The sequence below is a fragment of the Ruegeria sp. H8 genome (assembly GCF_056532905.1).
The window spans coordinates 290,473-316,190 of sequence record NZ_JBQFNY010000003.1; the positions used below are offsets into that span (position 1 = coordinate 290,473).

23 protein-coding genes are annotated in these 25,718 nt (G+C 58.4%); 8 read left to right on the forward strand and 15 right to left on the reverse strand.

Annotated elements, in window-relative coordinates; genetic code table 11:
* Positions 1-3: 3 nt before the first annotated feature.
* A complete protein-coding gene (locus ACR0A2_RS10945) occupies positions 4-1,443 on the forward strand; it encodes a nodulation protein NodH (protein WP_480835010.1) in 1,440 nt (479 codons plus the stop codon).
* On the opposite strand, the gene ACR0A2_RS10950 is transcribed toward ACR0A2_RS10945, so the two are convergent.
* From ACR0A2_RS10950 to hslO, 8 genes are all read right to left on the reverse strand, one after another.
* Entirely contained in the window at positions 1,440-1,958 is a 519-nt protein-coding gene (locus ACR0A2_RS10950; protein WP_171230125.1) for a L,D-transpeptidase family protein, read from the reverse strand. The two genes, ACR0A2_RS10945 and ACR0A2_RS10950, sit on opposite strands and share 4 nt — an antisense overlap.
* Positions 1,959-2,017: 59 nt before the next feature.
* Positions 2,018-2,803: an ion transporter gene (locus tag ACR0A2_RS10955; RefSeq protein ID WP_152459586.1), complete on the reverse strand. Its 786-nt coding sequence runs from the start codon at positions 2,801-2,803 to the stop codon at positions 2,018-2,020.
* Positions 2,804-2,824: 21 nt separating this feature from the next.
* The gene (locus ACR0A2_RS10960) at positions 2,825-4,054 is read right to left on the reverse strand and encodes a class I SAM-dependent RNA methyltransferase (protein WP_480835011.1); all 1,230 of its coding nucleotides are present in this window, start codon (positions 4,052-4,054) and stop codon (positions 2,825-2,827) included.
* Between the two features lie 39 nt (positions 4,055-4,093).
* The gene (locus ACR0A2_RS10965; protein ID WP_480835012.1) at positions 4,094-5,926 is read right to left on the reverse strand and encodes an ABC transporter ATP-binding protein; all 1,833 of its coding nucleotides are present in this window, start codon (positions 5,924-5,926) and stop codon (positions 4,094-4,096) included.
* Positions 5,923-7,761 (reverse strand): ABC transporter ATP-binding protein, encoded by a 1,839-nt coding sequence (locus ACR0A2_RS10970; RefSeq protein WP_480620412.1) that lies wholly within the window; start codon positions 7,759-7,761, stop codon positions 5,923-5,925. The genes ACR0A2_RS10965 and ACR0A2_RS10970 overlap by 4 nt, the downstream gene beginning before the upstream one ends.
* Positions 7,762-7,952: 191 nt before the next feature.
* A complete protein-coding gene (locus ACR0A2_RS10975; RefSeq protein ID WP_480446516.1) occupies positions 7,953-9,107 on the reverse strand; it encodes a CCA tRNA nucleotidyltransferase in 1,155 nt (384 codons plus the stop codon).
* On the reverse strand, positions 9,104-9,718 hold the full coding sequence (locus tag ACR0A2_RS10980; protein WP_480446515.1) for a CoA pyrophosphatase: 615 nt from the start codon (positions 9,716-9,718) through the stop codon (positions 9,104-9,106). The genes ACR0A2_RS10975 and ACR0A2_RS10980 overlap by 4 nt, the downstream gene beginning before the upstream one ends.
* On the reverse strand, positions 9,693-10,679 hold the full coding sequence (gene hslO / locus ACR0A2_RS10985; protein WP_480835013.1) for an Hsp33 family molecular chaperone HslO: 987 nt from the start codon (positions 10,677-10,679) through the stop codon (positions 9,693-9,695). The genes ACR0A2_RS10980 and hslO overlap by 26 nt, the downstream gene beginning before the upstream one ends.
* Positions 10,680-10,755: 76 nt before the next feature.
* Here hslO and ACR0A2_RS10990 point away from each other — a divergent pair, with 76 nt between their 5' ends.
* A complete protein-coding gene (locus ACR0A2_RS10990; protein ID WP_152459593.1) occupies positions 10,756-11,199 on the forward strand; it encodes an NUDIX hydrolase in 444 nt (147 codons plus the stop codon).
* Here ACR0A2_RS10990 and ACR0A2_RS10995 read toward each other — a convergent pair.
* Entirely contained in the window at positions 11,196-12,470 is a 1,275-nt protein-coding gene (locus ACR0A2_RS10995) for a PP2C family protein-serine/threonine phosphatase (RefSeq protein ID WP_480835014.1), read from the reverse strand. The genes ACR0A2_RS10990 and ACR0A2_RS10995 overlap by 4 nt on opposite strands.
* A 163-nt stretch (positions 12,471-12,633) precedes the next feature.
* On the opposite strand from ACR0A2_RS10995, the gene ACR0A2_RS11000 reads away from it, so the two are divergent.
* The gene (locus tag ACR0A2_RS11000; RefSeq protein WP_480835015.1) at positions 12,634-12,963 is read left to right on the forward strand and encodes an Hpt domain-containing protein; all 330 of its coding nucleotides are present in this window, start codon (positions 12,634-12,636) and stop codon (positions 12,961-12,963) included.
* Here ACR0A2_RS11000 and ilvA read toward each other — a convergent pair.
* Positions 12,960-14,186, reverse strand: a complete 1,227-nt coding sequence (gene ilvA / locus ACR0A2_RS11005; protein ID WP_480835016.1) for a threonine ammonia-lyase IlvA — start codon at positions 14,184-14,186, stop codon at positions 12,960-12,962. The two genes, ACR0A2_RS11000 and ilvA, sit on opposite strands and share 4 nt — an antisense overlap.
* Before the next feature lie 58 nt (positions 14,187-14,244).
* Positions 14,245-14,952, reverse strand: coding sequence for a hypothetical protein (locus ACR0A2_RS11010; protein WP_480835017.1), 708 nt, complete (start codon positions 14,950-14,952; stop codon positions 14,245-14,247).
* A 201-nt stretch (positions 14,953-15,153) separates the two neighbouring features.
* Between ACR0A2_RS11010 and ACR0A2_RS11015 the strand changes: the two genes are divergently transcribed.
* The 4 genes from ACR0A2_RS11015 to msrA all read left to right on the forward strand — a co-directional run bounded on the left by ACR0A2_RS11015 (position 15,154) and on the right by msrA (position 18,040).
* Positions 15,154-16,380, forward strand: a complete 1,227-nt coding sequence (locus tag ACR0A2_RS11015) for an argininosuccinate synthase (RefSeq protein WP_171171502.1) — start codon at positions 15,154-15,156, stop codon at positions 16,378-16,380.
* Positions 16,381-16,412: 32 nt separating this feature from the next.
* Entirely contained in the window at positions 16,413-16,817 is a 405-nt protein-coding gene (locus ACR0A2_RS11020) for a DUF1810 domain-containing protein (protein WP_480835072.1), read from the forward strand.
* 79 nt (positions 16,818-16,896) lie between these two features.
* Positions 16,897-17,178, forward strand: a complete 282-nt coding sequence (locus tag ACR0A2_RS11025; protein WP_152459599.1) for an SCP2 sterol-binding domain-containing protein — start codon at positions 16,897-16,899, stop codon at positions 17,176-17,178.
* A gap of 259 nt (positions 17,179-17,437) precedes the next feature.
* Complete coding sequence (gene msrA / locus ACR0A2_RS11030) at positions 17,438-18,040, forward strand: peptide-methionine (S)-S-oxide reductase MsrA (RefSeq protein WP_412103349.1); 603 nt, start codon at positions 17,438-17,440, stop codon at positions 18,038-18,040.
* On the opposite strand, the gene ACR0A2_RS11035 is transcribed toward msrA, so the two are convergent.
* Together ACR0A2_RS11035 and ACR0A2_RS11040 are read right to left on the reverse strand one after the other, a co-directional pair.
* Entirely contained in the window at positions 18,037-18,909 is an 873-nt protein-coding gene (locus ACR0A2_RS11035; protein ID WP_480835018.1) for a ribokinase, read from the reverse strand. The genes msrA and ACR0A2_RS11035 overlap by 4 nt on opposite strands.
* Positions 18,910-18,912: 3 nt before the next feature.
* Complete coding sequence (locus ACR0A2_RS11040) at positions 18,913-21,168, reverse strand: NADP-dependent malic enzyme (protein ID WP_171230141.1); 2,256 nt, start codon at positions 21,166-21,168, stop codon at positions 18,913-18,915.
* Between the two features lie 161 nt (positions 21,169-21,329).
* Between ACR0A2_RS11040 and mutS the strand changes: the two genes are divergently transcribed.
* Complete coding sequence (mutS, locus tag ACR0A2_RS11045) at positions 21,330-23,942, forward strand: DNA mismatch repair protein MutS (protein ID WP_480835073.1); 2,613 nt, start codon at positions 21,330-21,332, stop codon at positions 23,940-23,942.
* Positions 23,943-24,000: 58 nt separating this feature from the next.
* Here mutS and ACR0A2_RS11050 read toward each other — a convergent pair whose 3' ends face one another.
* A complete protein-coding gene (locus tag ACR0A2_RS11050) occupies positions 24,001-24,564 on the reverse strand; it encodes a nucleotide exchange factor GrpE (RefSeq protein ID WP_171116719.1) in 564 nt (187 codons plus the stop codon).
* Positions 24,565-24,574: 10 nt separating this feature from the next.
* Positions 24,575-25,639 (reverse strand): heat-inducible transcriptional repressor HrcA, encoded by a 1,065-nt coding sequence (gene hrcA / locus ACR0A2_RS11055; protein ID WP_152459604.1) that lies wholly within the window; start codon positions 25,637-25,639, stop codon positions 24,575-24,577.
* Positions 25,640-25,718: the final 79 nt, after the last annotated feature.

A 25,718-nucleotide genomic window follows, 5' to 3' on the forward strand; every position in this document is an offset into this window, starting at 1 on the left:
CCCATGTCAGCCCATTTTGATTACTTCGTCATTCTGGCGGCCATGCGCACAGGTTCGAACCTGCTTGAGGCCAACCTGAATGCGATGGACGGGGTTACCTGTCACGGAGAGGCGTTCAATCCGCATTTTGCGGGCAGCCTTAAATCCGACCACCTGCTCGGCCTGTCGCTGGAAGACCGGGATGCGGACCCCATGCGAATGCTCAAGGCCATCAAATCAGCACCGGGTGACATCAATGGCTTTCGATATTTCGAAGACCATGACCCACGTATCCTGAAACCTATGCTGAACGACCCGCGTTGTGCCAAGATCATTCTGACCCGCAACCCATTGGACAGTTACCTGTCGCTGAAAATAGCACAGAAAACGCAGCAGTGGCTGCTGAAGAATGTGAAACGCCGCGTCGACGCGCAGGTTGACTTTGACGCCGACGAATTTTCGGATTACCTGAACCAGCTGCAAGACCATCAGCTTATGGTGCAACGGCACCTGCAAAAGACAGGCCAAACCGGGTTCTTCATTCACTATGACGACCTGACCGAGCTGGAGGTCATAAACGGGCTGGCTGCATGGTTGGGGGTTGAGGGTCGGCTGACCCGACTGGATGATACCCTGAAACCGCAAAACCCGGCGCCGGCTTTGTCGAAGGTCACCAATCCTGATGAAATGAAACAAGCCCTGTGCGATCAGGATCGGTTCGGATTGCATCGGTCAACAAGCTTTGAGCCCCAGCGCGGCGCGGCTGTACCGCTTTATGTTGCCGCTGCAAGGTCTCCTTTGATGTATTTGCCCATTCGGAGCGGAATAGAGCCTGTTGTCGTGCAATGGCTGGCTGATCTGGACGGATGTCAGACCGACAAGCTGATCACGGATCGAAATCGCAAACAGGTCCGTTCATGGAAACAGGGCCATCCCGGTCATCGGCAATTCACGGTTCTGCGTCACCCTCTGGCCCGGGCACATACGGCGTTTTGCAGTCATATTCTGAATACGGGGCCGGGCAGCTATAAGATGGTGCGGAATTATCTTCGCAACCGGCTCAAGCTGCCGATCCCGGGGCAAGTACGAGACAACAATTATTCTGTCGAACAACACCGCGACGCGTTTTCGGGCTTTCTGGACTTTCTGCGCCTCAACCTCAACGGGCAGACACCGGTCCGTGTGGACGGCACGTGGTGCAGCCAGTCCAGGACGTTGGAGGGAATCGCATCCTTCACCATGCCCGATCTGATTCTGAGAGAAGAGGATCTGATGACGGCCCTGCCGGATCTGGCGCGCAGCATGGGGCATTCAAACCCGCCTCAACCTGGCTCCTGTGCACCGGATGAACCCTACGCTTTGCACCAGATCTACGACGAAAACCTCGAAGCGCTGGCGGTTGACGCCTATCAGCGCGACTATGAAGCATTCGGGTTCAGTGACTGGGCGCCAAAAACGGCCTAAGGTCGCAGGGTTATCAGCGTACCTTTGTTGACCATCGCATAGATCTCTTCGATTTCGTCATTCTTGACCGCGATGCATCCAGCTGTCCAATCCCGCTTCTTTTTTGCGCGTCTCCGCTCAGAACGCAGATTGGGCTCACCGTGGATGAAGATATCCCCACCCGGATCAACGCCCGCAGCCTTGGCTTTGGCGACATCCTGCGAGTTGGGATAAGAAATGCCCAGGGATAGGTGATACCGGCTTCTGGGGTTGCGACGGTCGATCAGATAGGTGCCCTCGGGTGTTCGGCCGTCACCGCGCTGGTTCTTTGTTCCATTCGGGGCAAACCCCAAATCGACGTCATATTCCTTGAGGATCTTTTCGTTGTGCAACAAGTAAAGTTTGCGCGTGCCCTTGTTGACCACCAAAGAGGTCACCTCGGGTCCGTTATAAGTCAGAAATCTTGGGCCGCTAGAGGCACAAGCCGAAAGGCTCAGCGTTGCCAACGCGCCTAAACCGAATACTCGACGATCCATGTTTCACTGCCTGCTCTGCTTTTTTTCGATCATTATGCCAAAAATGAGAAAAACTGAAATCACTTTTTGATGTTCGACTGCTCGGCCAGTCGACGTTCGATGCTTTCCAGCCGTTCCAGAACCTCATCGCGATAGGCATCGGTTTTTACCTCATCCTCAGCATGATGGGCATCCTGCATCGAATTGACGATCAGACCCACCAACAGGTTCACCACCGCAAAGGTCGTGACCATGATGAAGGGAACAAAGAAGACCCAGGCATAGGGATAGACCTCCATCACCGGGCGCACGATACCCATCGACCAGCTTTCCAACGTCATGATCTGGAACAGCGTATAAGCAGACAGGCCCAGATCGCCGAACCAATCCGGGAACGATGCCGAAAACAGCTTGGTCGAGATTACCGCACCGATATAGAACAGAATTGCCATCAGCAGAAACACGCTGGCCATGCCGGGAAGGGCCGAGATGAACCCTTCGACCACGCGACGCAGACGCGGCGCCACGGAAATCACGCGCAACACCCGCAGAATTCGCAGGGCGCGCAGCACCGACAGACCTCCGGCGCTGGGAACCAGGGCAATTCCAACGATCAGGAAATCGAATATGTTCCAGCCATTTGTGAAGAACCTGCGCCCGGTGGCAATCAGTTTCATGGAAATTTCAGCCACAAAGATCGCCAGGCAAAGCCTGTCCAGCGCCACGATCAAGGGGCCGGCCAGTTCCATCAGGGTCGGCGATGTCTCCATCCCCAAAAGAATGGCATTGAAAATGATCACGGCCGTTATGAACCGCCCGAAAACGGGCGCTTCGATAATATTCAGCAAACGCTGTTTGGACCCCATGTGTCAGTTTCCCCGGTAAGATCAAGATGCTGCGTTCAGAACAAACCGCGCAGCAAGTTCCGTGTGTGTTGACCATCGAAATTGGTCAACGACCTGTACCCATTCAAGGGTGTAACCCGCGTTAACCAGCGTTTTCGCATCACGCGCAAAGGTGACGGGATTGCACGAGACATAGGCGATCACCGGGCGTTGCGCCTGTGCAATCTCATCTACCTGAGCTTCGGCACCGGCACGAGGCGGATCCAGAACAATGGCGTCGAAAGATTTCAGCTCGTCCGGCATCAGCGGGCGGCGGAACAGGTCACGGGCCTCGGTCGTTACGCGTTTCAGCCCTTGTGCCCTGCGCCAGCCCTGATCCAGCGCCTCGATCATGGCGGCCTCGCCTTCAACCGCGTGAACTTCGGCGCTTTCCGCCAACGGCAAAGAGAACGTTCCGCTGCCCGCAAACAGGTCAACGATACGTTTCGCACCCCGTGTAGCCTCGGAAACTGCCTTTGACAGAGCCTTTTCTCCGTCCTTTGTTGCTTGCAAGAAAGCCCCGGGGGGTGGCGTGACTCCGGCTGCTCCAAAGCGCTGAACCGGCGCATGCCGCATGGCAATAACCTCGTCATCCCAGCTGAGCCGGGCCAGCCCATGTTTCTCGGTCGCCTGCGCCAACGCCAGTTCCAAGGGGCCGTCCAGCGGTTTGCCACCTGTTACGGCCACATCCAGACCAGCTTCGGACAGTGTGAGCGTGACAGCCAGAACGCCCTTGCGGCTTGCGCCCAGGTTGGCCAGCGCCTCGGCCACCGGAATGGCCGCGATCAAGGCCGGATCAAGCAACCGGCAATCGGGTATCTCGGTGATCGTGCCGGATGCACGACCGTGAAACCCCGCCAACGTGCCCTTTTTTGTACGCCTTACGGCAATCGTAGCCCGCCGACGTGACTGTTCGGGCGATGTGTGTATCGGCCGCAGGGGTGCTTCGAGATCCTGCGCCATCAGCGCCTTGCGGACGACTTGCAATTTCCAGTCGGTCACAAATGCATCGGATGCGTGCTGCAATTGGCAGCCACCGCACGCTTTGTAGTGGCGGCAAGGCGCTTTGACACGGTGTTCGGACGGTGTCTCGACCCGGATATCGGTCAATTGCTGACCGACAAGGGTGCCGCTGACGATTTCGCCGGGAAGGGTACGAGGGGCGTAAACAGGGCCATCGGCAATACCGTCGCCCTGATGTCCAAGCCTTGTGATTGTGAATTGCTGCGTCATGAGAGGCCTGATAGCCGGGCTTTCGCAGCAAAAAAACCCTTATTCCGCAGCTTCCGCCTGAATGAACCCGCCCGACTGGCGGTGCCAGAACCGCGCATACAGGCCGCCCAGGTCCAGCAGCGCCTCATGCGTTCCGGTTTCGACGATCCGGCCCTCGTCCAAAACAACAATCCGGTCCATTTCGCTGAGTGTCGACAGCCGGTGCGCGATGGCCAGAACCGTTTTGCCCTGCATCACCCGATGCAGCGCGGTCTGAATCGAAGCTTCAACCTCGGAATCCAGCGCCGATGTCGCTTCGTCGAGAACCAGAATCGGCGCATCTTTCAAAATGGCGCGCGCCAGAGCGATCCGTTGTCGTTGCCCGCCGCTGAGTTTCACGCCCCGTTCACCCAGATGAGCATCATAGCCTTTTCGACCATGAGCATCTTCAAGACTCAGGATGAAATCATGCGCTTCGGCCTTTTTTGCGGCCTCGATCATCTCGGCCTCTGAGGCGTCCGGCCGGCCATACAGAATGTTCTCACGAGCAGACCGGTTGAACATCGCCGTTTCCTGCGTGACCATACCTATCTGTCGGCGCAGGCTGTCCTGCGTTACCTGAGACACGTCCTGGCCATCGATACAAATGGCGCCACTTTCCCTGTCATAGAGCCTAAGCAACAGTGAGACGAGCGTGGATTTCCCCGCCCCTGATGCACCGACAATGCCCAGTTTTTCGCTCGGGTTGACGGTTAGGCTCAAATCCGTGACGCCACCGATATCGCGACCGTAAGCAAAGCTGACGCCTTCGAAAGAAATCGACCCTTCGGTCACGTCAAGGTCCTTCGCCCCGCGCATATCTTCGACCCGGTCACGCTTGGCCAGCGTTTTCATCCCGTTTTCGATTTCACCGACATTGGCATACAGCCCCATCAGGGTGAAACTGACCCAACCGGTCATCTGAGCAATACGGATCGAAACCGCCCCAGCAGCCACGATATCTCCGGCGGTCGCCATGCCGCCCCGCCACAGCCACAAGGTCGCGCCCAGCAGCAAGACAGGCAGGACTCCGGCCAGCGTCATGAGGATGAACCGGAAACTTGCCGACAACTTACCGAAATCCAGCGATTTTTCACGCAGATCCACCATCGATTCACGCGCCGCCTGATCTTCGAATTCCGAGTGGGCGAACAGCTTCACGGTTTTGATGTTGGTGATCGTATCGACCACCTGCCCGGACACCATCGCCCGCGCCCCGGCCCGCGCGGCGGAACGTTTGCGGATGCGTGGCAGATACCAGCGCACCAGCATGAAATACACCGCCAGCCATGCCGCGAAAGGCAGCATCACCAAATGATGAATAGACCCTAACAAAAGCAAAGACCCCACCAGAGACGCCAGGGCAAACACAATCGCGCTGATCGTTTCCGACACGACCGAGGCCATGGCGTTCGATGTCTGCATCTGCTTTTGCGCGATCCGACCGGCAAAATCATCGTCGAAATAGGTCACCGACTGACCCAAGGTCCAACGGTTCAGCTTGGCCAGAACCAAAGGTGTGATGTTTGGCATGACAATATAATTGTTCGACAAGGATGACAGGCCAAACAGGATCGGGCGAAGCAACATGAAGAAGGCGACCGCACCGAGGATCATCCACATATTTTCAGTGGTCAGAAAGTTCTCGGGCCCGCTGGCGGTCGCTACATCAATCACGCGGCCCAACATCCATGCCGTGACCGCCTCCATCGCGCCCGCGGCGGCCGAGAAGAACGCCGCAACAAACAACATCGGCCACGCCCCGGACAGGCTCCAGCAGATGAACGCCCCCAACGTCTGCGGTGGGGGCGTTTCGGTGTTCCTGAACGGATAGATGAGATCGGCAATCCTCATTCAGCGGCCTCCGGGTTCATGAAGCCACCAGATTGCCGCGCCCAGAATTGGGCGTAAAGGCCACCTTGCGCCAGAAGATCGGAATGCGTGCCTTCCTCGACGATACGGCCTGCATCCATCACCAGAATGCGATCCATCTGCGCGATGGTACTGAGCCTGTGGGCAATGGCGATCACGGTTTTTCCTTGCATCATGCCGTAGAGGGTTTCCTGAATTGACGCTTCGACCTCGGAATCTAGGGCGGATGTCGCCTCATCCAACAACAAGATCGGCGCATCTTTCAGGATCACCCGCGCCAGCGTCACACGCTGCCGCTGGCCACCAGACAGCTTCACCCCCCGTTCACCGACATGCGCGTCGTACCCGGTCCGTCCCTGCGGATCCTGCAAATCGAGGATGAACTCATGTGCTTCGGCCTGTTTGGCGGCGGCGATCATCTGCGCCTCGGACGCATCTGGCCGGCCGTAAAGGATGTTGTCGCGGACCGAGCGATGCAGCAAGGCGCTGTCTTGTTGAACCATACCGATATGGCTGCGCAGACTGTCCTGGGTGACATGCGCAATGTTCTGACCGTCAATGTAAATCGCACCGCGTTCGACGTCGTAGAACCGCAAAAGCAGCTTTACCAGTGTCGATTTGCCAGCACCGGAACGACCGATCAAACCAATCTTTTCGCCGGGCCGGACGGTCAGGTCGATATGGTCCAAACCGCCGGCCTCGCGACCATAGTGATGCGAGAGGTCGCGGATCTGGATCTCACCTTTGGTAAGCCGCAAGGGTTTCGCGTCAGGCGCATCAAGCAAATCGATGGGCTGGGCAATGGTCTCCATCCCCTCGGACACGATACCAAGTTGGCGGAAAAAGCTGGTCAGGGCCCACATGATCCATCCGGTCATGGCATTCAGGCGCAGGGTCAAGGCCGTAGCCGCCGCAACAACACCTACCGAAGCGCTGCCTTGCATCCACAAGGCAATCGCCCAGCCCACAACACCCACGATCAGCATACCGTTCAAAGTGACCAGAACGGCATCCATAATAGTGAAAATCCGCATTTCGATCTGAAATGTCCGACGGGTTTCCTCGATCGCCTCGCGGGCATAGTCCAGCTCTTGCGGGCCATGGGCAAACATTTTGACCGAATGGATGTTGGTATAGCTGTCCACCACCCGCCCCGTGACCGTCGAACGCGCATCCGAGGCCGCTTTTGACGCCGGACCAACACGCTGAACGGTCCAGCGCACCAGCATGGCGTAGAATCCGAACCAGATCAGCAGCGGGATCAACAGACGCGGATCCGCCGCGTACAGCAGGATCGCCGCACCGATCAAATAGGCCAGCGAAAAGGAAATCGCGTCAAAAACCTGAAACACTACTTCACCCGCCGCAGGAGGTGTCTGCATGATCCGGTTGGCAATCCGCCCGGCAAAGTCGTTCTCGAACCAGCCAACCGACTGACGCAACACGTGTTTGTGCGCACGCCAACGGATCAGCGTACCAAAGTTCGGCAAAATCGTATTGTTCAGCAGAAGTACGTCGACCAAATGCAGAAGCGGACGCAACAGCAACACAAAGGCTGCCATCAACAACAATTCCGTTCCGTGATTTTGCCAGACCTCTGCCGGCGTGCCGCCCAACAGATCCACTACGCGACCCATGTAGTAGATCAGCCCGATTTCAACACCCGCGACGATTATGGAAACCAGCGCCGCCCAGAAAAATACCTGGAAAAAGGGCCGCGAATAATCCAGCATGAAGGGCCACAACCGCGTCGGCGGTGCGTCAGCCTCACGATAGGCAACAAAAGGGTCAACAAGGTTTTCGAAATAGCGAAACATGGAAAGTGCTCCGATTGAGCAGGAAAATAGACGTGCGAAGAAAGATGGCGCCCGAACACCACCCTTTACGGGGCAGGTGTCCCGGCTTTAGCCGAACCAGATCCCGTAATACATTCGCATTCCTCCATCCATGTGACAGGCGAACCTAAGCACAAAGGATCCGAGATGTCATCCCCTTTTGAGACTTCGCGCTAATGTGCCAGCAACTCTTCGCGTGACAGCGCAAAACCGGATGCGATCCAGCGTTTTTCCAGCTCAGCCAGCTTCTTGCCCAGCGCCGGGCCGGTGAAGTTGGGGATCAGATCTCTGGCCTGGACAGGGAAACGCGCTGCTGCGCCTGCATGCAGATCGCGCCGCAAATCTTCGGACCAGGGTTGTTCCAGAAAGGCGCAGCGCAAAAGCGTCTCGTGCAACCCCCCTTCATCGCCATAACGGTATCCCAGTTCAGCAATACTGGTTGTGGACTGTGCCTCTTCACGCATCCTGATCAGGCGTTGCAACTGCGAACGGCTCAACCGCAATGTCGCGGCTTCATCGGGCGAGGCAATGGCTGCGAGGCGTCGCACCGGATCGGGATCGGCTCCAGCTGCCTGTTCCAGCGCGATCAAAGGGGCCAAAGACCGATCGTCCGCCCCCGGCAACACCCGGGCCAAAACACCGGTACTGCGCATGGTCGCAACGGCAGGGGCCGGATCAGGTGACGCCAGCAATTTCAGCAGCTCTGCCCCGATCCGCTCGCGCGACAACGACTCCAGCCCGTCAAGATTGGCGCCGATGGCGGCCAGGGCATCGGGGTCGAAACCGCCATCCGGATCCCCGTACCAGGCGTGAAAACGGAAGTAGCGAAGCGAACGGAGATAGTCTTCGCGAATGCGGTTCTCGGCGGTTCCAATGAACCGCACCAACCGGGCCTCAAGGTCGGGAAGACCATTGAGAGGGTCCAGCACGGTGCCATCGGGTTGGGCATAGAGCGCGTTCATGGTGAAATCCCGTCGCGCCGCGTCTTCTTCGACGTGATCGGAAAATGCCACGACCGCGCGGCGGCCATCGGTTTCCACGTCACGGCGGAAGGTGGTGACCTCGTGCGGGATGCCCGCGCTGACCACTGTGATCGTACCATGCTCGATGCCGGTCGGAATGGCCCTGAGCCCGGCAGCCTGCGCCAGTTCGACGATCTGCTCGGGCCTTGCATCGGTGGCAATGTCGATATCCGACACTGGTGCGCCAAGCAGCGCGTTGCGCACGCATCCACCCACGAAAAGCGCCTGAGCCCCGGAAGAGGTCAGAGCCGAACAGACCCTTTGCGTCGCTGGTTCACTGATCCATGCTTCGTCAATCTGCATCATTCATTCACCCGTGCAGCAAGCCCGCGCAATATGCGGGCGGTCGCGCCCCAAATGTAATAGGGGCCGTACGGAACTGCGTAGTATCTGCGTCTCTGGCCGCGCCATCGGCGCGACTCGATCAGATAATTCTCAGGATTCAAAAGATGGGCAAGGGGGGTCGCGAAAACTTCGTCCACTTCGCCGGGTTCAGGCACGGGTTGGAACCTGTCCCGCAAAACCGCGACAACCGGTGTCACAGTGAACGAGGTCACGGTCTCATGCGTCGGCAGAAATCCCAGGATCTCGGGCATTTCCGGGGGCAGGCCGATCTCTTCCTCAGCTTCCCGCAGCGCCGCAGCCGTAACGTCAGCATCGGTTTCGTCCTGTTTGCCACCGGGAAAGGCGATCTGGCCCGGGTGATGCTTCAGCGCGGATGAGCGTTTGGTCAGGATGACCTGCGGTGTGTCATCAGCCAGTGAAATGGCCACCAGAACACCGGCGGGTCGCAACCGTCGTCCGGGCGGCAGAACGGTATCCGGGTTCAGGTCAAAGTCGCTGGACCCGTGACCGGGGCGGCGCAGGGCCGCCCGGATCTTTTCAACCGGGTCATGCACCTTTGGGGTCTTCGGCATCGAACCCGACAGTTGCCGGGTCCAACACATAATGAGCCCCGCAGAACTGACAATCCGCGGTGACTTCGCCCTCGGGCGTGGTCATCTTTTCGATATCCTTGGCCGAATAGATCGACAGGCTCTGTCGCACACGATCCTCGGAACAGGTGCAGCCAAATTGAACGGACTGCGCATCATAGACACGCGGCTGTTCCTCGTGAAACAGGCGAACCAGAAGGTCGGTCGGCGCAACAGAGGGGCCGATCATCTCCAAATCCTCGACGGTATCCAGCAGGATATTGACGCGACCCCAGTTTTCACCTTCTTCGCCATCGACCAGATCGGCAGCGGTCAGGATGTCACCGGTTCCTTCACCCGACGCGGCAAAGGGCGACGCTTTGGGCATGTGTTGCAGCATGATGCCGCCTGCACGCCAATGCTCGCCCACGCCCGGCTCGGTCGATTTGCCGAAGCTCAGCGAAAACCGCGTCGGCAGCTGTTCGGATTGCGCGAAATATGCCTCGGCGCAGGCGCTCAGCGATCCACCGGCCAGCGGAGTGATGCCCTGATACGGCTGCGTGCCCTCTCCCTGATCGATCATGATGGCAAAATACCCTTCGCCCACCTGATCGAAAGGCGTAGAATTGGAAAGCCGGTCCCGGTCAAAGCTGGCATAAGCCCGTATCTGGGCGGGCTGGCCCTCTTCCTGCGGCGCATAATAGTCGGTTGCGATCATGCGCACCGCCCCTTTGGACTGTACCTGCAACGACAGTTTCCAGCGCAACGCAACCGTTTGGCCGATCAACGCGGTCAGCAAGGCCATCTCGGCCACAAGCGCCTCGACCTGCTCGGGATAGTCATGCTGTTTCAGGATACCATCCAGCACGCCATCCAGACGGGCCACGCGGCCGCGCATGTCGGATGCATCAAGTTGAAAGGGCAGGACGGTATCGTCCCACGCGATTTTTGTTCCAAGAGACATGGGGTTTCCTTACACGCCACGGGTTGGCATACCGGCACCATATAGGTCGTACAGATCGGGTTGAAAGGGGCCATACATGATCAGGCGGTTCGGTGAAACCCCCGAGACGGGGCGGAAATACACCCGAAGGGTTGGCGTATATGCCCTTTTGCCACGTGGCGGCCAATTGCTGTTGACCTGTCAGACCGAACCGGGCCCGGATCTGCAATTGCCGGGTGGAGGCATCGATCCGGGCGAATCACCGATTTCGGCCTTGCATCGCGAAGTCTATGAAGAAACCGGGTGGCATGTTGCCAACCCGCGTCGCATCGGCGCTTTTCGCCGGTTCACCTATATGCCCGAATACGATCTGTGGGCCGAAAAGGTCTGCCTGATCTACCGCGCCCGTCCCGTACGCCGCAAAGGCCCGCCGAGCGAGGCATTCCACGAAGCACTGTGGATGGAAGCCGCCGATGCCGTTGAATTGCTGGGCAATGACGGTGACCGGCACTTTGCGGAAATGCATCTCAGTTCGCTTTAAGGCCCGTAATATTCAAAGAAAACGGCGGATACGTCATCCCCAATGCCATCTTTGGGCGAAATCTCCTGGGTCAATCGCCAGAACATGTCGTCCAGAAACTCCGACCCGCCCTTTTCAGAAATGCACTGCTGGGCCATCTGTCGCAAACCGTCTTCCTCCAGCAAACCGCCTTCGGCAAGCTGACATTCGGTAAATCCGTCCGAATACACCAACAGTTTGTCGCCGGGTTTCATGTGAATCTCGATTTGCTGAAAACTCGCATCTTCGATCAGCCCGATCGGCAACCCGCCATCGCCCAGAAATTCAGTGCTGCCATCCTGCCGCAGCAGAAGCGGATGCGGATGCCCGGCCTGCACCATTTTGAGATGCCCGTTTCGAAGATCCACAATGGCGTAGACCATCGTGAAATATTCCTCGATCCCTTCATCCGCCATCAATCGGGAATTGAGCATGCTTGCGACGTCTTCCGGAGGCAGCAGTGCGTAGAATTTGTTGAACCTCTTCTCCATTGCGAGGTTTTGATCGAAATGCTTGCTGGAAAGATAACCGCCCAGACGCGCCGTCATCATGGCCGAGGTGATGCCATGCCCGGATACATCTATGCTGTAGAACCCCAGCCGATTGACCCCGGGTGAGAACATGCCAACAAGGTCCCCACCGATATGGCCGCAGGGTTTCAACAACAGGCTGACCCGGGATTTTCCAAAGCTCCGCGTAAATTCCGGGACCAGCGATTCCTGGATTTTTCGGGCCTGAATGAGGTCCTTGTCGATCGCGTCATGCGCCAGCCTGAGTTCTTCCAGCGCGGATTCGATCAGGCGGTTTTTCTGTGAAAGCTCGCGCTGCATGTCCAGAATGCGCGCGCCTGCGGATATGCGCGCCCGCAATTCATCCGCCTCAAGGGGTTTGATCAGAAAATCGTCTGCCCCGGCATCAAGTCCGCGCGCAACCTCCTGCTTTTCACTTTTGGAAGTCAGAAGGATGAAATAACAATATTGATCGGTATCCAGGGCGCGAAACGCATTGCAGAACTCAAGCCCGCTCATCCCCGGCATGACCCAATCGCTGAGAACAAGATCGGGCGGATCGTCTAGACAATGCGCCAGGGCGGCATCGCCCGTATCGGCCTCGACCACCTCAAAGCCCCATTTTCTGAGCGATGCGACCAGGATGCGCCGCTGCAGACGGCTGTCATCAACCACCAGCACTTTACGGATCGCGCCGAAATCCAGATCTGATCTGGTTTCCTCAAGACTCGCCCTTGGCACCATTTACCCTCTGACCTGATGCGTTCATTCACACAGGGCGATCCTAGTAGCGACGGTTTTAACATCCGGTGAAGACCGAAGGCCTCAATCCCGCTTGGCCGTTAACCCGGTTTTTACTGGTGTTGCCTATTCCTGAAAACGCATGTTCAACGGCAGGTGACGCGGTATGATCCACTGGGGCAGAGTCCGACAATTGCGGGACGAGGTTGGCCCGGATGAGTTTGATGAGGTGGTCGACATCTTTCTGGAAGAAGTGCAGGAGGTCATCGCCCGCCTGCATCAGGATACAAGCCGGACCGAGCTGGAACAGAATCTGCACTTCCTGAAGGGCAGCGCGCTCAGTCTTGGATTCGACCAGTTCTCGAAACTCTGTCAGGACGGCGAACGGCAGGCGGCCGCGGGTCAGGGCGAGGATGTCGATCTGCCCGCTATTCTGGCCGTATTTGACAGCTCGAAACAGAAATTCGAGGCTGAGCTGCGCCAGAATCTGGATTAAATCACGAACTGCGCCAGCGTTTCGTCTTCGGTTATATCGGTGTAGGTGAACCCTGCCTCATCCAGATGCGCAAACAGACGCATGAAGTTCTCAGGCTTACGGGTTTCAATCCCGATCAGGACCGAACCGAAATTGCGGGCCGATTTTTTCATGTATTCAAAGCGGGCGATATCGTCCTCGGGGCCGAGAATACCCAGAAACTCTTTCAACGCGCCGGGGCGCTGCGGCAGGCGCAGGATGAAATACTTCTTCACTCCGGAATAGCGTTGGGCGCGTTCTTTGACCTCGGGCAGGCGTTCGAAATCGAAATTGCCACCGGATGTCACGCAGACCACGGTCTTGCCCCGCACAAAGCTTTGAATATCGCCCACCGCTTCGATCGCCAGCGCGCCGGCGGGCTCCAGAACGATGCCTTCGACATTCAGCATCTCGATCATGGTGGTGCAGATTCGGTCCTCGGACAGAACCAGCACATCCGACAGGTGGCTTGATTTCAACAATTCGAACGGTTTCTCGCCGATGCGGCCGACCGCAGCGCCATCGACGAAGGTATCCACATGATCCAGCGACACTGGATGCCCCGCAGCCAGTGCAGCGCGCAAACAGGCACCACCAGCCGGTTCGACAAACAGACAATGGCTGCGATCCCCGAACCATGTTGCCACGCCCGAGGACATGCCGCCGCCGCCAACCGGCAAAACGACGTGATCCGGCACACCGCCCATTTGCTCTTCGATCTCGACCGCCAGTGAGGCCTGGCCTTCAATGACATCAGCGTCATCGAAGGGTGACAGGAAATACCCGCCCTGCTGCGCGCACCATGCTTGCGCGGCGGCCAGAGTATCGTCGAAATAGTCGCCAGTCAGGTGGATCTCGATATTGTCGCCGCCGAAAATGCGGGTCTTTTGAATTTTCTGCTGCGGCGTCGTCACCGGCATGAAGATCACTCCGCGCACGTCCAGATGCTTGCACATGAACGCCACGCCCTGCGCGTGGTTGCCAGCACTGGCACAGACGAACAGGTCCTGCCCCTGCTGCTTGCGCATGGCATTGAACGCACCACGGATCTTGTAAGACCGCACTGGGCTGAGGTCTTCGCGCTTGAGCCAGATATCGGCCCCATAACGGTCAGACAAATGGGCATTCCGTTGCAACGGTGTTGCCGGAAACACGGTGCGCATCGCCTGTTCGGCAGCGCGGGCGCAGGTCATGAAATCAGTCATGTCGATTTCCCTGCCCCATCATCGCGATAAGGGCAAGGAATACATATGTGTACGCCGCTCAGGACAGTTCGCGTTTTTCGATGAAGATTCCGTACATCGTGGTCAGGATACTGACATTGATCATCGGCAGAATGAGCGTGCCAAAGAACACGGTCAGCAATACGCCCAGCACAGGTATTATTGCCAGAAGGGCGAAAGCCAGCTGCACCAGAATCTGGAAAAGGAGGGCGACGAGTAGCAGCAACAAGATTGCACCGCTGACCCCGGACGTGTTGTTCCATGCCTCACCGATCGATATGGGATTTCCTATCGCCGCCGCGGGCAGAATAATTGACAGGCGATAGAAGCACACGACCAGAAAAACGGTGTAAACAATCATCAGAATGAACCAAAGCCCCGCAAGACCTTCGCCTTGTGCAGCAGCGACCAGACCCATGGGGATATAAGCGATCACCATCAAAATCCCCAACATCAGAAAGCGACCGAAATAGGCAAGAATCCTGTCGAAGCGGAATGTCGGGAGTATTCCCGTGGGATACTCCTCCAACAGGATGAAGCGGTGCCATGACACCGCAATCCAGAACATCGTGACGGACATTACCGCCAGCAAAACGACCACAAAAACAAATACTGAACCTGCGGTTGCACCTGACGGCAACGCGCCTGCGTTGTCTTCAAGTGCCTCAAGCGGAATACCAAGCGCCAAGAACACGCCCACGATGATGATTGTCGCAATAAGAGCAGGGCCAACCGTAATCTGCAGCACCTGCTTGATGTTTCCAAATACCATCCGCACAGAATGCAAGAAAATCTGCCATCCCAACATTTGAAACCGCCCCTTCAACCAATGCTTGTTATTCTCTGCACCCGTTTCACCCCAATTCAGGTACTGCGTCAATCCTCACAACTTGCCCCCGCGCGCAAAACCCGCTAGGGGCCAATCGTTCTACGCATAAAGGGAAGTCAGATGTCCGCGCCCAAGAAAGTTGTTCTGGCCTATTCCGGTGGCCTTGATACCTCGATCATCCTGAAATGGTTGCAGACCGAATATGGTTGTGAGGTCGTCACCTTCACCGCCGATCTGGGTCAGGGTGAAGAGCTGGAGCCAGCCCGCAAAAAGGCCGAGCTGCTGGGGATCAAGCCCGAGAACATCTATATCGAGGATATCCGCGAAGAATTCGTGCGCGACTTCGTCTTCCCGATGTTCCGCGCCAATGCGCAGTACGAGGGTCTGTACCTTCTGGGCACGTCCATCGCGCGCCCCCTGATTTCGAAACGTCTGGTCGAAATCGCCGAAGCCACCGGCGCGGATGCCGTCGCGCATGGCGCAACCGGTAAGGGCAACGATCAGGTGCGGTTCGAACTGGCGGCCTATGCGCTGAACCCCGACATCAAGGTGATCGCACCCTGGCGCGAATGGGATTTGACCAGCCGCACCAAGCTGCTGGAATTCGCAGAACAGAACCAGATCCCGATTGCCAAGGACAAGCGCGGCGAGGCGCCCTTCTCGGTCGATGCCAACCTGCTGCACACCTCGTCCGAGGGCAAGGTTCTGGAAGACCCCGCCGATATGGCGCCCGACTATGTCTATCAGCGCACCGTCCACCCCGAGGACGCGCCGAACGAGCCGGAATTCATCGAGATCGGCTTTGAAAAAGGTGACGCGGTCAGCATTAATGGCGAGGCGATGAGCCCCGCGACCATCCTGACCAAGCTGAACGAATATGGCGGCAAGCACGGCATCGGCCGTCTGGACCTTGTCGAAGGTCGCTTTGTTGGCATGAAGTCGCGCGGTATCTACGAGACGCCGGGCGGCACCATCCTGCTTGAGGCGCATCGCGGCATCGAATCCATCACCATGGACCGCGGCGCGATGCATCTGAAGGACCAGTTGATGCCGCAATATGCGGAACTGATCTACAACGGCTTCTGGTACTCGCCTGAACGTGAAATGCTGCAAGCCGCCATCGACAAGAGCCAGGAACACGTCACCGGCACCGTGCGGGTGAAACTGTACAAGGGTCTGGCCTCGACCGTGGGCCGCTGGTCGGATCACTCGCTGTATTCCGAGGCGCATGTGACCTTCGAAGAAGACGCGGGTGCCTATGATCAGAAAGACGCCGCGGGCTTCATCCAACTGAACGCGCTGCGGCTGAAACTGCTGGCCGCGCGCGACAAGCGGTTGTCCAAGTGACCGAAGATGACGGTCTGAACGATGAACTGGAAATGTTCATCGAAGCGCAGGATACGGTCTGGGCCGATGTCCTGCGCGAACTGGAACAGGGGCAGAAGACCAGCCACTGGATGTGGTTCGTGTTTCCGCAACTGGCCGAGCTGGGCCAGTCCCATATGGCGCAGCTTTACGGCATCGAAGATCTGGACGAAGCCACGCGCTATCTGAACCACCCGGTACTGCGCCACCGTCTGACGCAAGCGGCCTCGTTGATGTTGCTGCATCAGGGGCGCGACGCCACCGACATTCTGGGCGGAGTTGACGCGAAAAAGCTTCGCTCTTCGATGACATTGTTTTCCTCGGTGGCAGATGCTCCGGCCGAGTTTCAGGCAATTCTTGATGCTTTCTACGATGGCGAGCCTTGCGCGCGAACCGTTGAGAGCCTTGGCGCATCGTGATCGGAAGTTCCAGTCGGGTCAGCCTTGCCTGTTCGATACCTGACGTTTTACGCATTCGGAAACTGCGAAAGGAACCCGGATGCTTCAGCATATCGCCGACGAAATTCAAAAAGGCCTGAACGGCAAAACCTTTGACGGCTCATTGAAATTCGATTGTGGCGAGGACGGCGTGATTGTTCTGGCCGACAGTCAGGCATCGACACAGGACCAGGAAACGGATTGCACGATCCGCATCTCGCAGGACAACCTGACCAAGCTTCTGACCGGAAAACTGAACCCGATGACAGGTGTCGCTTTGGGCAAGCTCAAAATCTCGGGCAATATGGGCGTTGCGATGAAACTGGGGCAGTTGCTGGGTTAAGCCGAAGGCGGGTTCACCGCGGAATTCCACCTCGCCGGGGCGCCCTATCCCACCGCCAAGACGGCCTGCGCAAGCTGTTCCACCGACATCCGCCGCCGATAAACTTGCCTCACCAGCCCGTGACATCAGATGTCAGGCAATTGAATGTCATTCGGGTTCGAGTCACCTTGGTGCCGAAAGGAGACCCGACATGTCACGAACCGCTTTTCTGGAAGCCTTCAAACCGGCCATTCTGTTCACCCTGATCACGTTGGCTGCGATGTTGCGCGCTCTGCCCGCCCCCGCGGCAGGGACCGAAACGCTGACAGTTGCGGGGGGCTGTTTCTGGTGTGTCGAGTCCGATTTTGAATCGGTACCGGGCGTTGTCGGGGCCGTGTCGGGCTATACCGGCGGCAAATCGGCCAACCCCACCTATGATCAGGTCTCCAAAGGTGGAACCGGCCATTATGAAGCGGTTCAGATCACTTTCGATCCGGCCCGGGTGTCACGTGAAACGCTTCTGAACATGTTCTTCCGCTCGGTTGACCCCACGGATGCCGGTGGTCAGTTCTGCGACCGGGGCGACAGCTATCGAACCGCAATTTTCGTCTCTAACGCGGGCGAAAAGGCGTTGGCGGAACAGGCAAAGAAAGACGCAGAACGGGCATTGGGCCAAAAGGTGGTCACCCCGATCCTGAACGCGGGCACGTTTTACCCTGCCGAGGCCTATCATCAGGATTACTACAAAGGGAACAAGCTGATCTTTACCCGCTTTGGGCCCAAACGTCAGCAAAACGCCTATAAAGCATATCGCAAAGCCTGTGGCCGTGACGCGCGTGTCAAACAGCTTTGGGGTTCAGATGCGCCTTTTGCCGGTTCTTAATCGAAGGTCGCGTCGCGCACTTCTCTCAGATCTGGAATAACATCCGCAGTCCCGTGCCGCGTGACCATCAGAGCAGCGGCGCGGTTCGCTTGAAGAATGGCCTGTTCCATCGGCATTCCCCGATCCATTCCAGCCAGCACGTAGCCGGTAAAAGTATCACCTGCCCCGGTGGTATCCACGGCCTGCACCTTGTGGGCCGAAAATTCCACCGGGTCATTGCCCTGCTGCAAATACCGTGCCCCTTTTGAGCCCAGCGTGACAATGACATGCCGTACCGGCAGGTCAGCCGCACCCATCCCGGTTTCCTGCCGCAATTGTTCGGCCTCGATCTCGTTCAGGATCAGGAAATCCAAATAGGGCAAAACCGCCTGAACCGCCTGTGCCTGAAAGGGTGCAGCGGCATAACACACGGTCAATCCAAGTTTACGCCCGAACTGCGCGGCTTCGACCTGTGCGTTGGTTTCATTCTGCAAAATCAGCAGATCACCGGTGCTAGCCGATGACAGCGCCCGCCCCAGATGGCTGATATCCAAGGCATGGTTAGCCCCCGGATAGAGGATGATCAGGTTCTCACCCTCGGCGTCCACCGCAATGATCGCGTGCCCCGTCGGCAGATCCACCTCAGAGATATAGCGTGTGTCCACGCCATATTCCGTCAGTCGATCCTTCGCCCAGCGCCCATCATGCCCAACGGCGCCGATATGGCTGACGCGTGATCCGGCCCGCGCAGCCGCCACTGACATATTGGCACCTTTTCCGCCAAGAAACCGGTCCAGCCCGTGGGCGGCCAGAGTTTCCCCTGGCGCAGGCAGATGCGGCAGGTCATAGACCATATCCGCGTTGATCGAGCCGAGGTTCCAGATTGTCATAACTTATCCGATGTCGCACGAGGCCAGAATGGCCATGTTCAGAATATCGTTCGCGGTTGAGACGGTCGAGCAAATCTGAATCGGCTTGTCGACGCCCGACAGGATCGGCCCGATCACGGTGGCACCGCCCATTTCCTGCATCAGCTTGGTCGAAATCGACGCTGAGTGTCGTGCGGGGACGATCAGGATGTTCGCAGGCCCAGTCAGGCGTGAAAACGGATAAGCCGCTTGCTGATCCACGTTCAGGGCAACATCCACTGTCATTTCGCCCTCATACTCGAAATCGACACCGCGCTGGTCCAGAACCGCCGGCGCTCGGTGCATCTTCTCGGCACGTTCCGAAACCGGGTATCCAAATGTCGAGAAGCTGACAAAAGCAACCCGGGGCTCCAGACCCATATGTCGGGCCACTGCAGCGGAACGTTCGGCAATGTTGGCCAAATCGTTTTCATCCGGCCATTCATGCACCAGTGTATCACCGATCAGAACGATCCGGCCTTTATGCAGAAGTGCCGTCACACCGGCAGCACCATGGGCGGCATCGGCGTCGAATACATGATTGATACGATCAATTACGTGTGCCGATTTTCGTGTTGCACCTGTGACCAACCCGTCTCCGTGGCCATGAGCCAGCATCAGGGATGAGAACACATGGCGGTCCCGCGCGGCCAGTCGGTGAATATCCTTGCGGTCAAAGCCTTTACGCTGCAAACGCTCATAGAGGAAATTCGAATAGGTCTCGAGATGCGCGGTGTTGGCAGCGTTCACAACCTCGATTTCCCGCACAGCATCACCAAGACCGGTGGCTTCCAGTTTGTCTTTAACATCATCTGCCCGACCGACCACGAGCGCCTTACCAAAGCCTGAACGTTGGTACATGACGGCGGCACGCAGCACGCGGGGATCATCGCCCTCGGCAAAAATCATGCGGCTTTGCGCCTGTCGCGCCCGGGCATTCAGCCCGCGCAGGATGCTTGCGGTCGGGTCCATCCGGGACTTCAGGCTCAGCTCATATGCGTCCATGTCGATGATCGGACGGCGGGCCGCGCCGGTATCCATTCCCGCCTTGGCAACAGCGGGCGGGATACGGTGGATCAGGCGCGGATCAAACGGCGTGGGAATGATGTAGTCGCGCCCGAAGGTCAGCGATTTGCCATAAGCCATCGCGACCTCATCCGGTACGTCTTCGCGCGCCAGATTGGCCAGTGCATGGGCACAGGCGATCTTCATCTCGTCATTGATGGCACGCGCGTGAATGTCCAGCGCGCCGCGGAACAAATAGGGAAAGCCCAGAACGTTGTTGACCTGGTTGGGATAGTCGCTGCGCCCGGTCGCCACGATGGCGTCCACACGGACCTCGTGCGCCTCTTCCGGGGTGATTTCCGGATCGGGGTTGGCCATGGCGAAGATCACCGGATTGTCGGCCATGCTTGCGACCATCTCCTGCGTGACCGCGCCCTTGACCGACACGCCCAGAAACACGTCCGCGCCCTTCATGGCCTCTTCCAGAGTCCGCAGATCCGTGGTGATCGCATGTGCCGATTTCCACTGGTTCATGCCCTCAGTCCGGCCCTGATAGATGACGCCCTTTGTGTCGCAGACGATGCAGTTTTCATGGCGGGCGCCCATCGCCTTGAGCAATTCGATACAGGCGATCCCCGCCGCCCCGGCCCCGTTCAGAACGATCTTCACATCCTCGATCTTCTTGCCCGAGATATGCAGCGCGTTGATCAGCCCGGCCGCACAGATCACGGCCGTGCCGTGCTGGTCGTCGTGAAAGACGGGGATGTCCATCTCTTCCTTCAGGCGCTGTTCGATGATGAAACACTCGGGCGCTTTGATATCTTCAAGGTTAATGCCACCAAAGGTCGGCCCCATCAGTCGAACCGCCCGGCAGAATTCATCCGGGTCTTCGGTGTCCAGCTCGATATCGATCGAGTTCACGTCGGCGAACCGCTTGAACAGAACGGATTTCCCCTCCATCACCGGTTTCGAGCCCAGCGCGCCAAGGTTGCCAAGACCCAGAACCGCCGTCCCGTTCGAGATCACAGCGACCAGATTGCCCTTGTTGGTATAGTCATACGCGGTTTCCGGCGCCTCGGCGATGGCTTCACATGGGACGGCCACACCCGGGCTGTAGGCCAATGACAGATCCCGCTGCGTGGTCATCGGGACGGTGGCCTGCACCTCCCACTTGCCGGGGGTCGGGTCGAGGTGAAAGGCCAGCGCCTCTTCTTTGGTAATCTTCGCTTTGGGCATCGGATATGTCGTTTCTTTACATCTGTTGGGCTTTTGCCTCATAGCGCAGGCAAAGGCGCGTCTCAACGACAATACGTTTTCACCTTTCGTCGCAGGGGCCGGGTTTGTAAGGTCGCGCCGGAATACGCCAGAGGGGAGCAGCCTTGTCCAACGTCACGCCGATGATGGCGCAATATCTGGAAATCAAAGAGGCCCACGCAGATGCCCTGCTGTTTTACCGCATGGGCGACTTCTACGAGATGTTCTTTGAAGACGCCGTGAACGCCGCCGAGGCGCTGGACATCGCCCTGACCAAACGCGGCAAGCACAATGGCGAAGACATTCCGATGTGCGGAGTGCCGGTGCATTCGGCCGAAGGCTATCTGCTGACGTTGATCCGCAAGGGCTTTCGCGTCGCCGTCTGCGAACAGATGGAAAGCCCGGCCGAGGCCAAGAAAAGAGGCTCTAAATCGGTGGTAAAGCGCGATGTGGTGCGCCTTGTCACCCCCGGCACCCTGACCGAGGACGCGCTGTTGGAGGCGCGCCGCCACAACTTTCTGGCCGCCTATGCCGAGGTGCGCGACGAGGCCGCGCTGGCCTGGGCGGACATATCGACCGGGGCGTTTCACGTGATGCCGCTGACCTCGGTCCGGCTGAGCCCCGAGCTGGCCCGGCTGGCCCCGTCGGAACTGATCGTGGCCGACAGCGTGCAGGAAAAACTGAATGAGCCGGTCAGCGATTTGGGTATTTCTCTCACCCCTGTCGGACGGGCCAGTTTTGACAGCACGGCGGCTGAAAAACGCATCTGCGGGTTGTTTCACGTGGGCGCGCTGGACGCGTTCGGAAGCTTTGGACGCGCCGAAGTGTCCGCGATGGGCGCGCTGATTGATTATCTGGAGATCACACAGAAGGGCAAATTGCCCCTGTTGCAAACGCCGCTGAAAGAATCCGAAGATCGCGTCGTGCAGATCGACGCGGCCACCCGCCGCAACCTTGAACTGACACGATCTTTGTCGGGCGGGCGGGCCGGATCGCTGCTGTCGGTGGTGGACCGGACCGTAACCCCGGGCGGTGCGCGCCTGCTGGAACAACGCCTGTCCAGCCCCTCGCGCAATCTGGATGTCATCCACGCGCGGCTGGACGCGGTCGATTTTGTCGCCCAGGACAGCCTGATCACCGCCGATCTGCGCGAGGCGCTGCGCAAGACGCCCGATCTGGACCGCGCCTTGTCGCGCCTGTCGCTGGACCGAGGCGGCCCGCGCGACTTGGCCGCCATCCGCAACGGGCTGGCGCAGGCGCAGGCAATTGCCGAGATCTGTGCCGGTCAGGACCTGCCGGTGCTTCTGGCGACCGCGGCGCAGAACCTCGTGGGCTTCGACGATCTGCTCGACCTGCTGGATCAGGCGCTGGTCGCCGACCCGCCGCTGCTGGCGCGCGATGGCGGCTTCATCGCGCCGGGCTTTGACGCCGAACTGGACGAGGCCCGCACCCTGCGGGACGAAGGCCGCTCGGTCATTGCCGGGTTTCAGCAGAAATACACGGAACATACCGGCATCGCCTCGCTGAAAATTAAGCACAACAACGTGCTGGGCTATTTCATCGAAACCACGGCCACCCATGCCGAGAAGATGCTGAACCCGCCATTTTCCGAGACCTATATCCATCGTCAGACCACCGCCAACCAGGTGCGCTTCACCACGGTTGAGCTCAGCGAGATCGAAACCCGCATCCTGAACGCCGGCAACCTGGCTCTTGAAATCGAAAAAAGGCTCTATCAAAGGCTTTCTGATGAGATTTTGAGCTTCGCTGCGCGACTTAATCAAGCCGCCCGAGGGCTGGCCGAACTGGATCTGACCACCGCGCTGGCAGATCTGGCCCGAGGAGAAAACTGGTGCAGACCACAGGTAGACGCCTCCCGGGCGTTCAGCGTTCAGCGCGGTCGGCATCCGGTGGTAGAGCACGCGCTGCGCCAGCAAAACGGTAATGCCTTCATCGCCAATGACTGCGACCTCAGCGCAGAGGACGGCGCTGCCATCTGGTTGCTGACCGGCCCCAACATGGCCGGTAAGTCGACCTTCCTGCGCCAGAATGCGCTGATCGCCCTGTTGGCCCAGATGGGCAGCTACGTCCCGGCCGAGCAGGCTCATATCGGCGTGGTCAGCCAGCTTTTCAGCCGCGTGGGCGCCTCTGACGATCTGGCGCGGGGCCGGTCGACATTCATGGTCGAGATGGTCGAAACCGCCGCCATCCTCAACCAGGCCGATGACCGGGCGCTGGTGATCCTCGACGAAATCGGGCGTGGCACCGCCACCTATGACGGCCTGTCCATCGCCTGGGCCACGCTGGAACATCTGCACGCCGCCAACCGCTGCCGTGCGCTGTTCGCCACGCATTACCACGAGCTGACCGCGCTGGCCGGCAAGCTGGAAGGCGTCGAAAACGCCACCGTCGCGGTCAAGGAATGGGACGGCGAGGTGATCTTCCTGCACGAGGTCCACAAGGGCGCCGCCGACCGCTCCTATGGCGTGCAGGTCGCGCAATTGGCCGGGCTGCCCGCATCCGTGGTCGAACGCGCCCGCGTGGTTCTGGACCAGTTGGAGAAAACGGAACGTGAGGGCGGCAAGCAGAAGGCGCTGATTGACGATCTGCCGCTGTTTTCCGCCGCACCGCCCCCGCCGCCGGTCCCGAAAGCGTCGCCCGTCACCGATATGCTGGATCAGATCCTGCCGGACGAGCTGACCCCGCGCGAAGCCCTCGATCTGATCTACAAACTGAAAGAGGCGGCCAGATCCTGACCGCCCCTTCATCTTTTCCCAAATACTCTCGCCGAAGGCACGCGCCCTTGGGCGCGTTTCAGCTTGCCGGGGTTGACGACACGCCCACTTGCGCCGGGCGCAGCAGACGATCGTGCAACATAAACCCTTCGGCGGACACCTGAATGATGTCTCCTGCCTTGGTTCCGGGAACAGGCGCCTCGAACATGGCCTCATGCACGTTGGGATCAAACCGGTCGCCCACTTCGGGTGTGATCACTTCGATTCCGTGCTTCTGGAACACGTCTTTCAAAGCGCGCATGGTCAATTCGACGCCTTCCAGCAATCCAGCAGCCACTTCTTTTTGCTCATCCGTCGCAGCTTCAAGGGCGCGCTTCATGTTGTCATAGACGGGTAGCATATCGCGGGCCAGCTTGGACCCGCCATACTGTTCCGCATCACGGCGCGCCTTGTCGCTGCGCTTGCGCATGTTTTCGGCATCCGCCAGCGCGCGCATGAACTTGTCTTTATAGTCATCCCGTTCGGCCCGCAGCGCGTCCAGTTCCAGTTCTTCTTCGCTGATATCCATCAGCTCTTCGGCCAGCTCTTCGGCCTCGGCGGTTGCGATATCGTCCAGAAAATCTTCGTTCTTCGGCTCTGCCATCTTTTACCCTCTAGCTCCGGTCGGATATCAGCTTGCCGACCAGTTGCGCCGTATAATCCACGATCGGTACGATCCGCCCATAATTCAGACGTGTGGGTCCGATAACCCCCACCGCACCGATTATCTTTCGATCAGCGTTCATATAAGGAGACACCACCAAAGAGGAACCCGAAAGTGAGAAAAGTTTGTTCTCAGACCCGATAAAAATGCGCACACCCTCGCCTTCTTCGGTCAATTCAAGGAATTCGGCGATGTCTCGCTTGCGCTCAAGGTCATCGAACAGGGTGCGGATGCGGTCAAGTTCCTCGGCCTGACCGGGTTCGTTCAACAGATTCGCGCGCCCGCGCACGATCAAACGGGCCGAGTCGCTTCCGTCTCCGTCCCAAACGGCCATTCCGCTTTCGACCATCTCACGGGCCAGAGTGTCGATTTCCTGCTTGCGCGCATCGATCTGCGTCTGCATTTGCCGCCGCACTTCGCTGAGTGTCCGCCCCTCGATAAGTGCGTTCAGGAAATTCGCGGCCTCGCGCATGGAACTGGGCGTTTGCCCGGGTGGCGGCGTGAACAGCCGGTTTTCCACATGTCCGTCCGAGAAAACCAAAACCACCAAAGCCCGATCATGGCCCAGAGAAACAAATTCGATATGTTTGATTTCCGATTCATGCTTGGGCGTCAGAACCAGCGAGGCCCCTTGTGTCACGTTTGACAAGGCAGAGCCGACACGGTCCAGCATTCCACCAACATCACCCGTGTTAGAGCCTAATGTCTGCTCCAGTTTCTGCCGGTCATCGGCACCCAGGTCGCCGACCTCAAGCAATCCGTCCACAAACATTCGCAGGCCTTGCTGCGTCGGGATTCGGCCGGCGCTGACATGGGGGCTATCCAGAAGGCCCAGAAATTCCAGATCCTGCATCACATTGCGGACAGTTGCAGCGCTGACTTTTTCTGACAACGTACGCGTCAAAGTACGGCTGCCGACGGGCTCTCCGCTTTCCAGATAGCTCTCGACTATCAGCCGGAACACTTCTCGTGACCGGTCGTTCATCTCGTCCAGAATCTTGCTCGCTTCGCTCATCCGTGTTCCCCTGCTCGTTCGTCATTAAATAGCAGGCAAATGAAAGGTCAATCGGGGTTGCATCGTAACGCTGCGGGGC

Bases quoted from the DNA above. Each gene is read 5' to 3' on its own strand.
- ACR0A2_RS10945 (WP_480835010.1), top strand. From the start codon at position 4: ATGTCAGCCCATTTTGATTACTTCGTCATTCTGGCGGCCATGCGCACA.
- ACR0A2_RS10965 (WP_480835012.1), bottom strand. From the start codon at position 5,926: ATGAGGATTGCCGATCTCATCTATCCGTTCAGGAACACCGAAACGCCC.
- ilvA (WP_480835016.1), bottom strand. From the start codon at position 14,186: ATGACTGATTTCATGACCTGCGCCCGCGCTGCCGAACAGGCGATGCGC.
- hslO (WP_480835013.1), bottom strand. From the start codon at position 10,679: ATGTCTCTTGGAACAAAAATCGCGTGGGACGATACCGTCCTGCCCTTT.
- ACR0A2_RS11050 (WP_171116719.1), bottom strand. From the start codon at position 24,564: ATGGCAGAGCCGAAGAACGAAGATTTTCTGGACGATATCGCAACCGCC.
- ACR0A2_RS10950 (WP_171230125.1), bottom strand. From the start codon at position 1,958: ATGGATCGTCGAGTATTCGGTTTAGGCGCGTTGGCAACGCTGAGCCTT.
- ACR0A2_RS11040 (WP_171230141.1), bottom strand. From the start codon at position 21,168: ATGCCCAAAGCGAAGATTACCAAAGAAGAGGCGCTGGCCTTTCACCTC.
- ACR0A2_RS11015 (WP_171171502.1), top strand. From the start codon at position 15,154: ATGTCCGCGCCCAAGAAAGTTGTTCTGGCCTATTCCGGTGGCCTTGAT.
- ACR0A2_RS11025 (WP_152459599.1), top strand. From the start codon at position 16,897: ATGCTTCAGCATATCGCCGACGAAATTCAAAAAGGCCTGAACGGCAAA.
- ACR0A2_RS10995 (WP_480835014.1), bottom strand. From the start codon at position 12,470: ATGGTGCCAAGGGCGAGTCTTGAGGAAACCAGATCAGATCTGGATTTC.
- ACR0A2_RS10980 (WP_480446515.1), bottom strand. From the start codon at position 9,718: ATGCCGAAGACCCCAAAGGTGCATGACCCGGTTGAAAAGATCCGGGCG.
- hrcA (WP_152459604.1), bottom strand. From the start codon at position 25,639: ATGAGCGAAGCGAGCAAGATTCTGGACGAGATGAACGACCGGTCACGA.
- ACR0A2_RS10960 (WP_480835011.1), bottom strand. From the start codon at position 4,054: ATGACGCAGCAATTCACAATCACAAGGCTTGGACATCAGGGCGACGGT.
- ACR0A2_RS10955 (WP_152459586.1), bottom strand. From the start codon at position 2,803: ATGGGGTCCAAACAGCGTTTGCTGAATATTATCGAAGCGCCCGTTTTC.
- ACR0A2_RS10975 (WP_480446516.1), bottom strand. From the start codon at position 9,107: ATGATGCAGATTGACGAAGCATGGATCAGTGAACCAGCGACGCAAAGG.
- ACR0A2_RS10970 (WP_480620412.1), bottom strand. From the start codon at position 7,761: ATGTTTCGCTATTTCGAAAACCTTGTTGACCCTTTTGTTGCCTATCGT.
- ACR0A2_RS10990 (WP_152459593.1), top strand. From the start codon at position 10,756: ATGATCAGGCGGTTCGGTGAAACCCCCGAGACGGGGCGGAAATACACC.
- mutS (WP_480835073.1), top strand. From the start codon at position 21,330: ATGATGGCGCAATATCTGGAAATCAAAGAGGCCCACGCAGATGCCCTG.
- ACR0A2_RS11020 (WP_480835072.1), top strand. From the start codon at position 16,413: ATGTTCATCGAAGCGCAGGATACGGTCTGGGCCGATGTCCTGCGCGAA.
- ACR0A2_RS11000 (WP_480835015.1), top strand. From the start codon at position 12,634: ATGATCCACTGGGGCAGAGTCCGACAATTGCGGGACGAGGTTGGCCCG.
- msrA (WP_412103349.1), top strand. From the start codon at position 17,438: ATGTTGCGCGCTCTGCCCGCCCCCGCGGCAGGGACCGAAACGCTGACA.
- ACR0A2_RS11035 (WP_480835018.1), bottom strand. From the start codon at position 18,909: ATGACAATCTGGAACCTCGGCTCGATCAACGCGGATATGGTCTATGAC.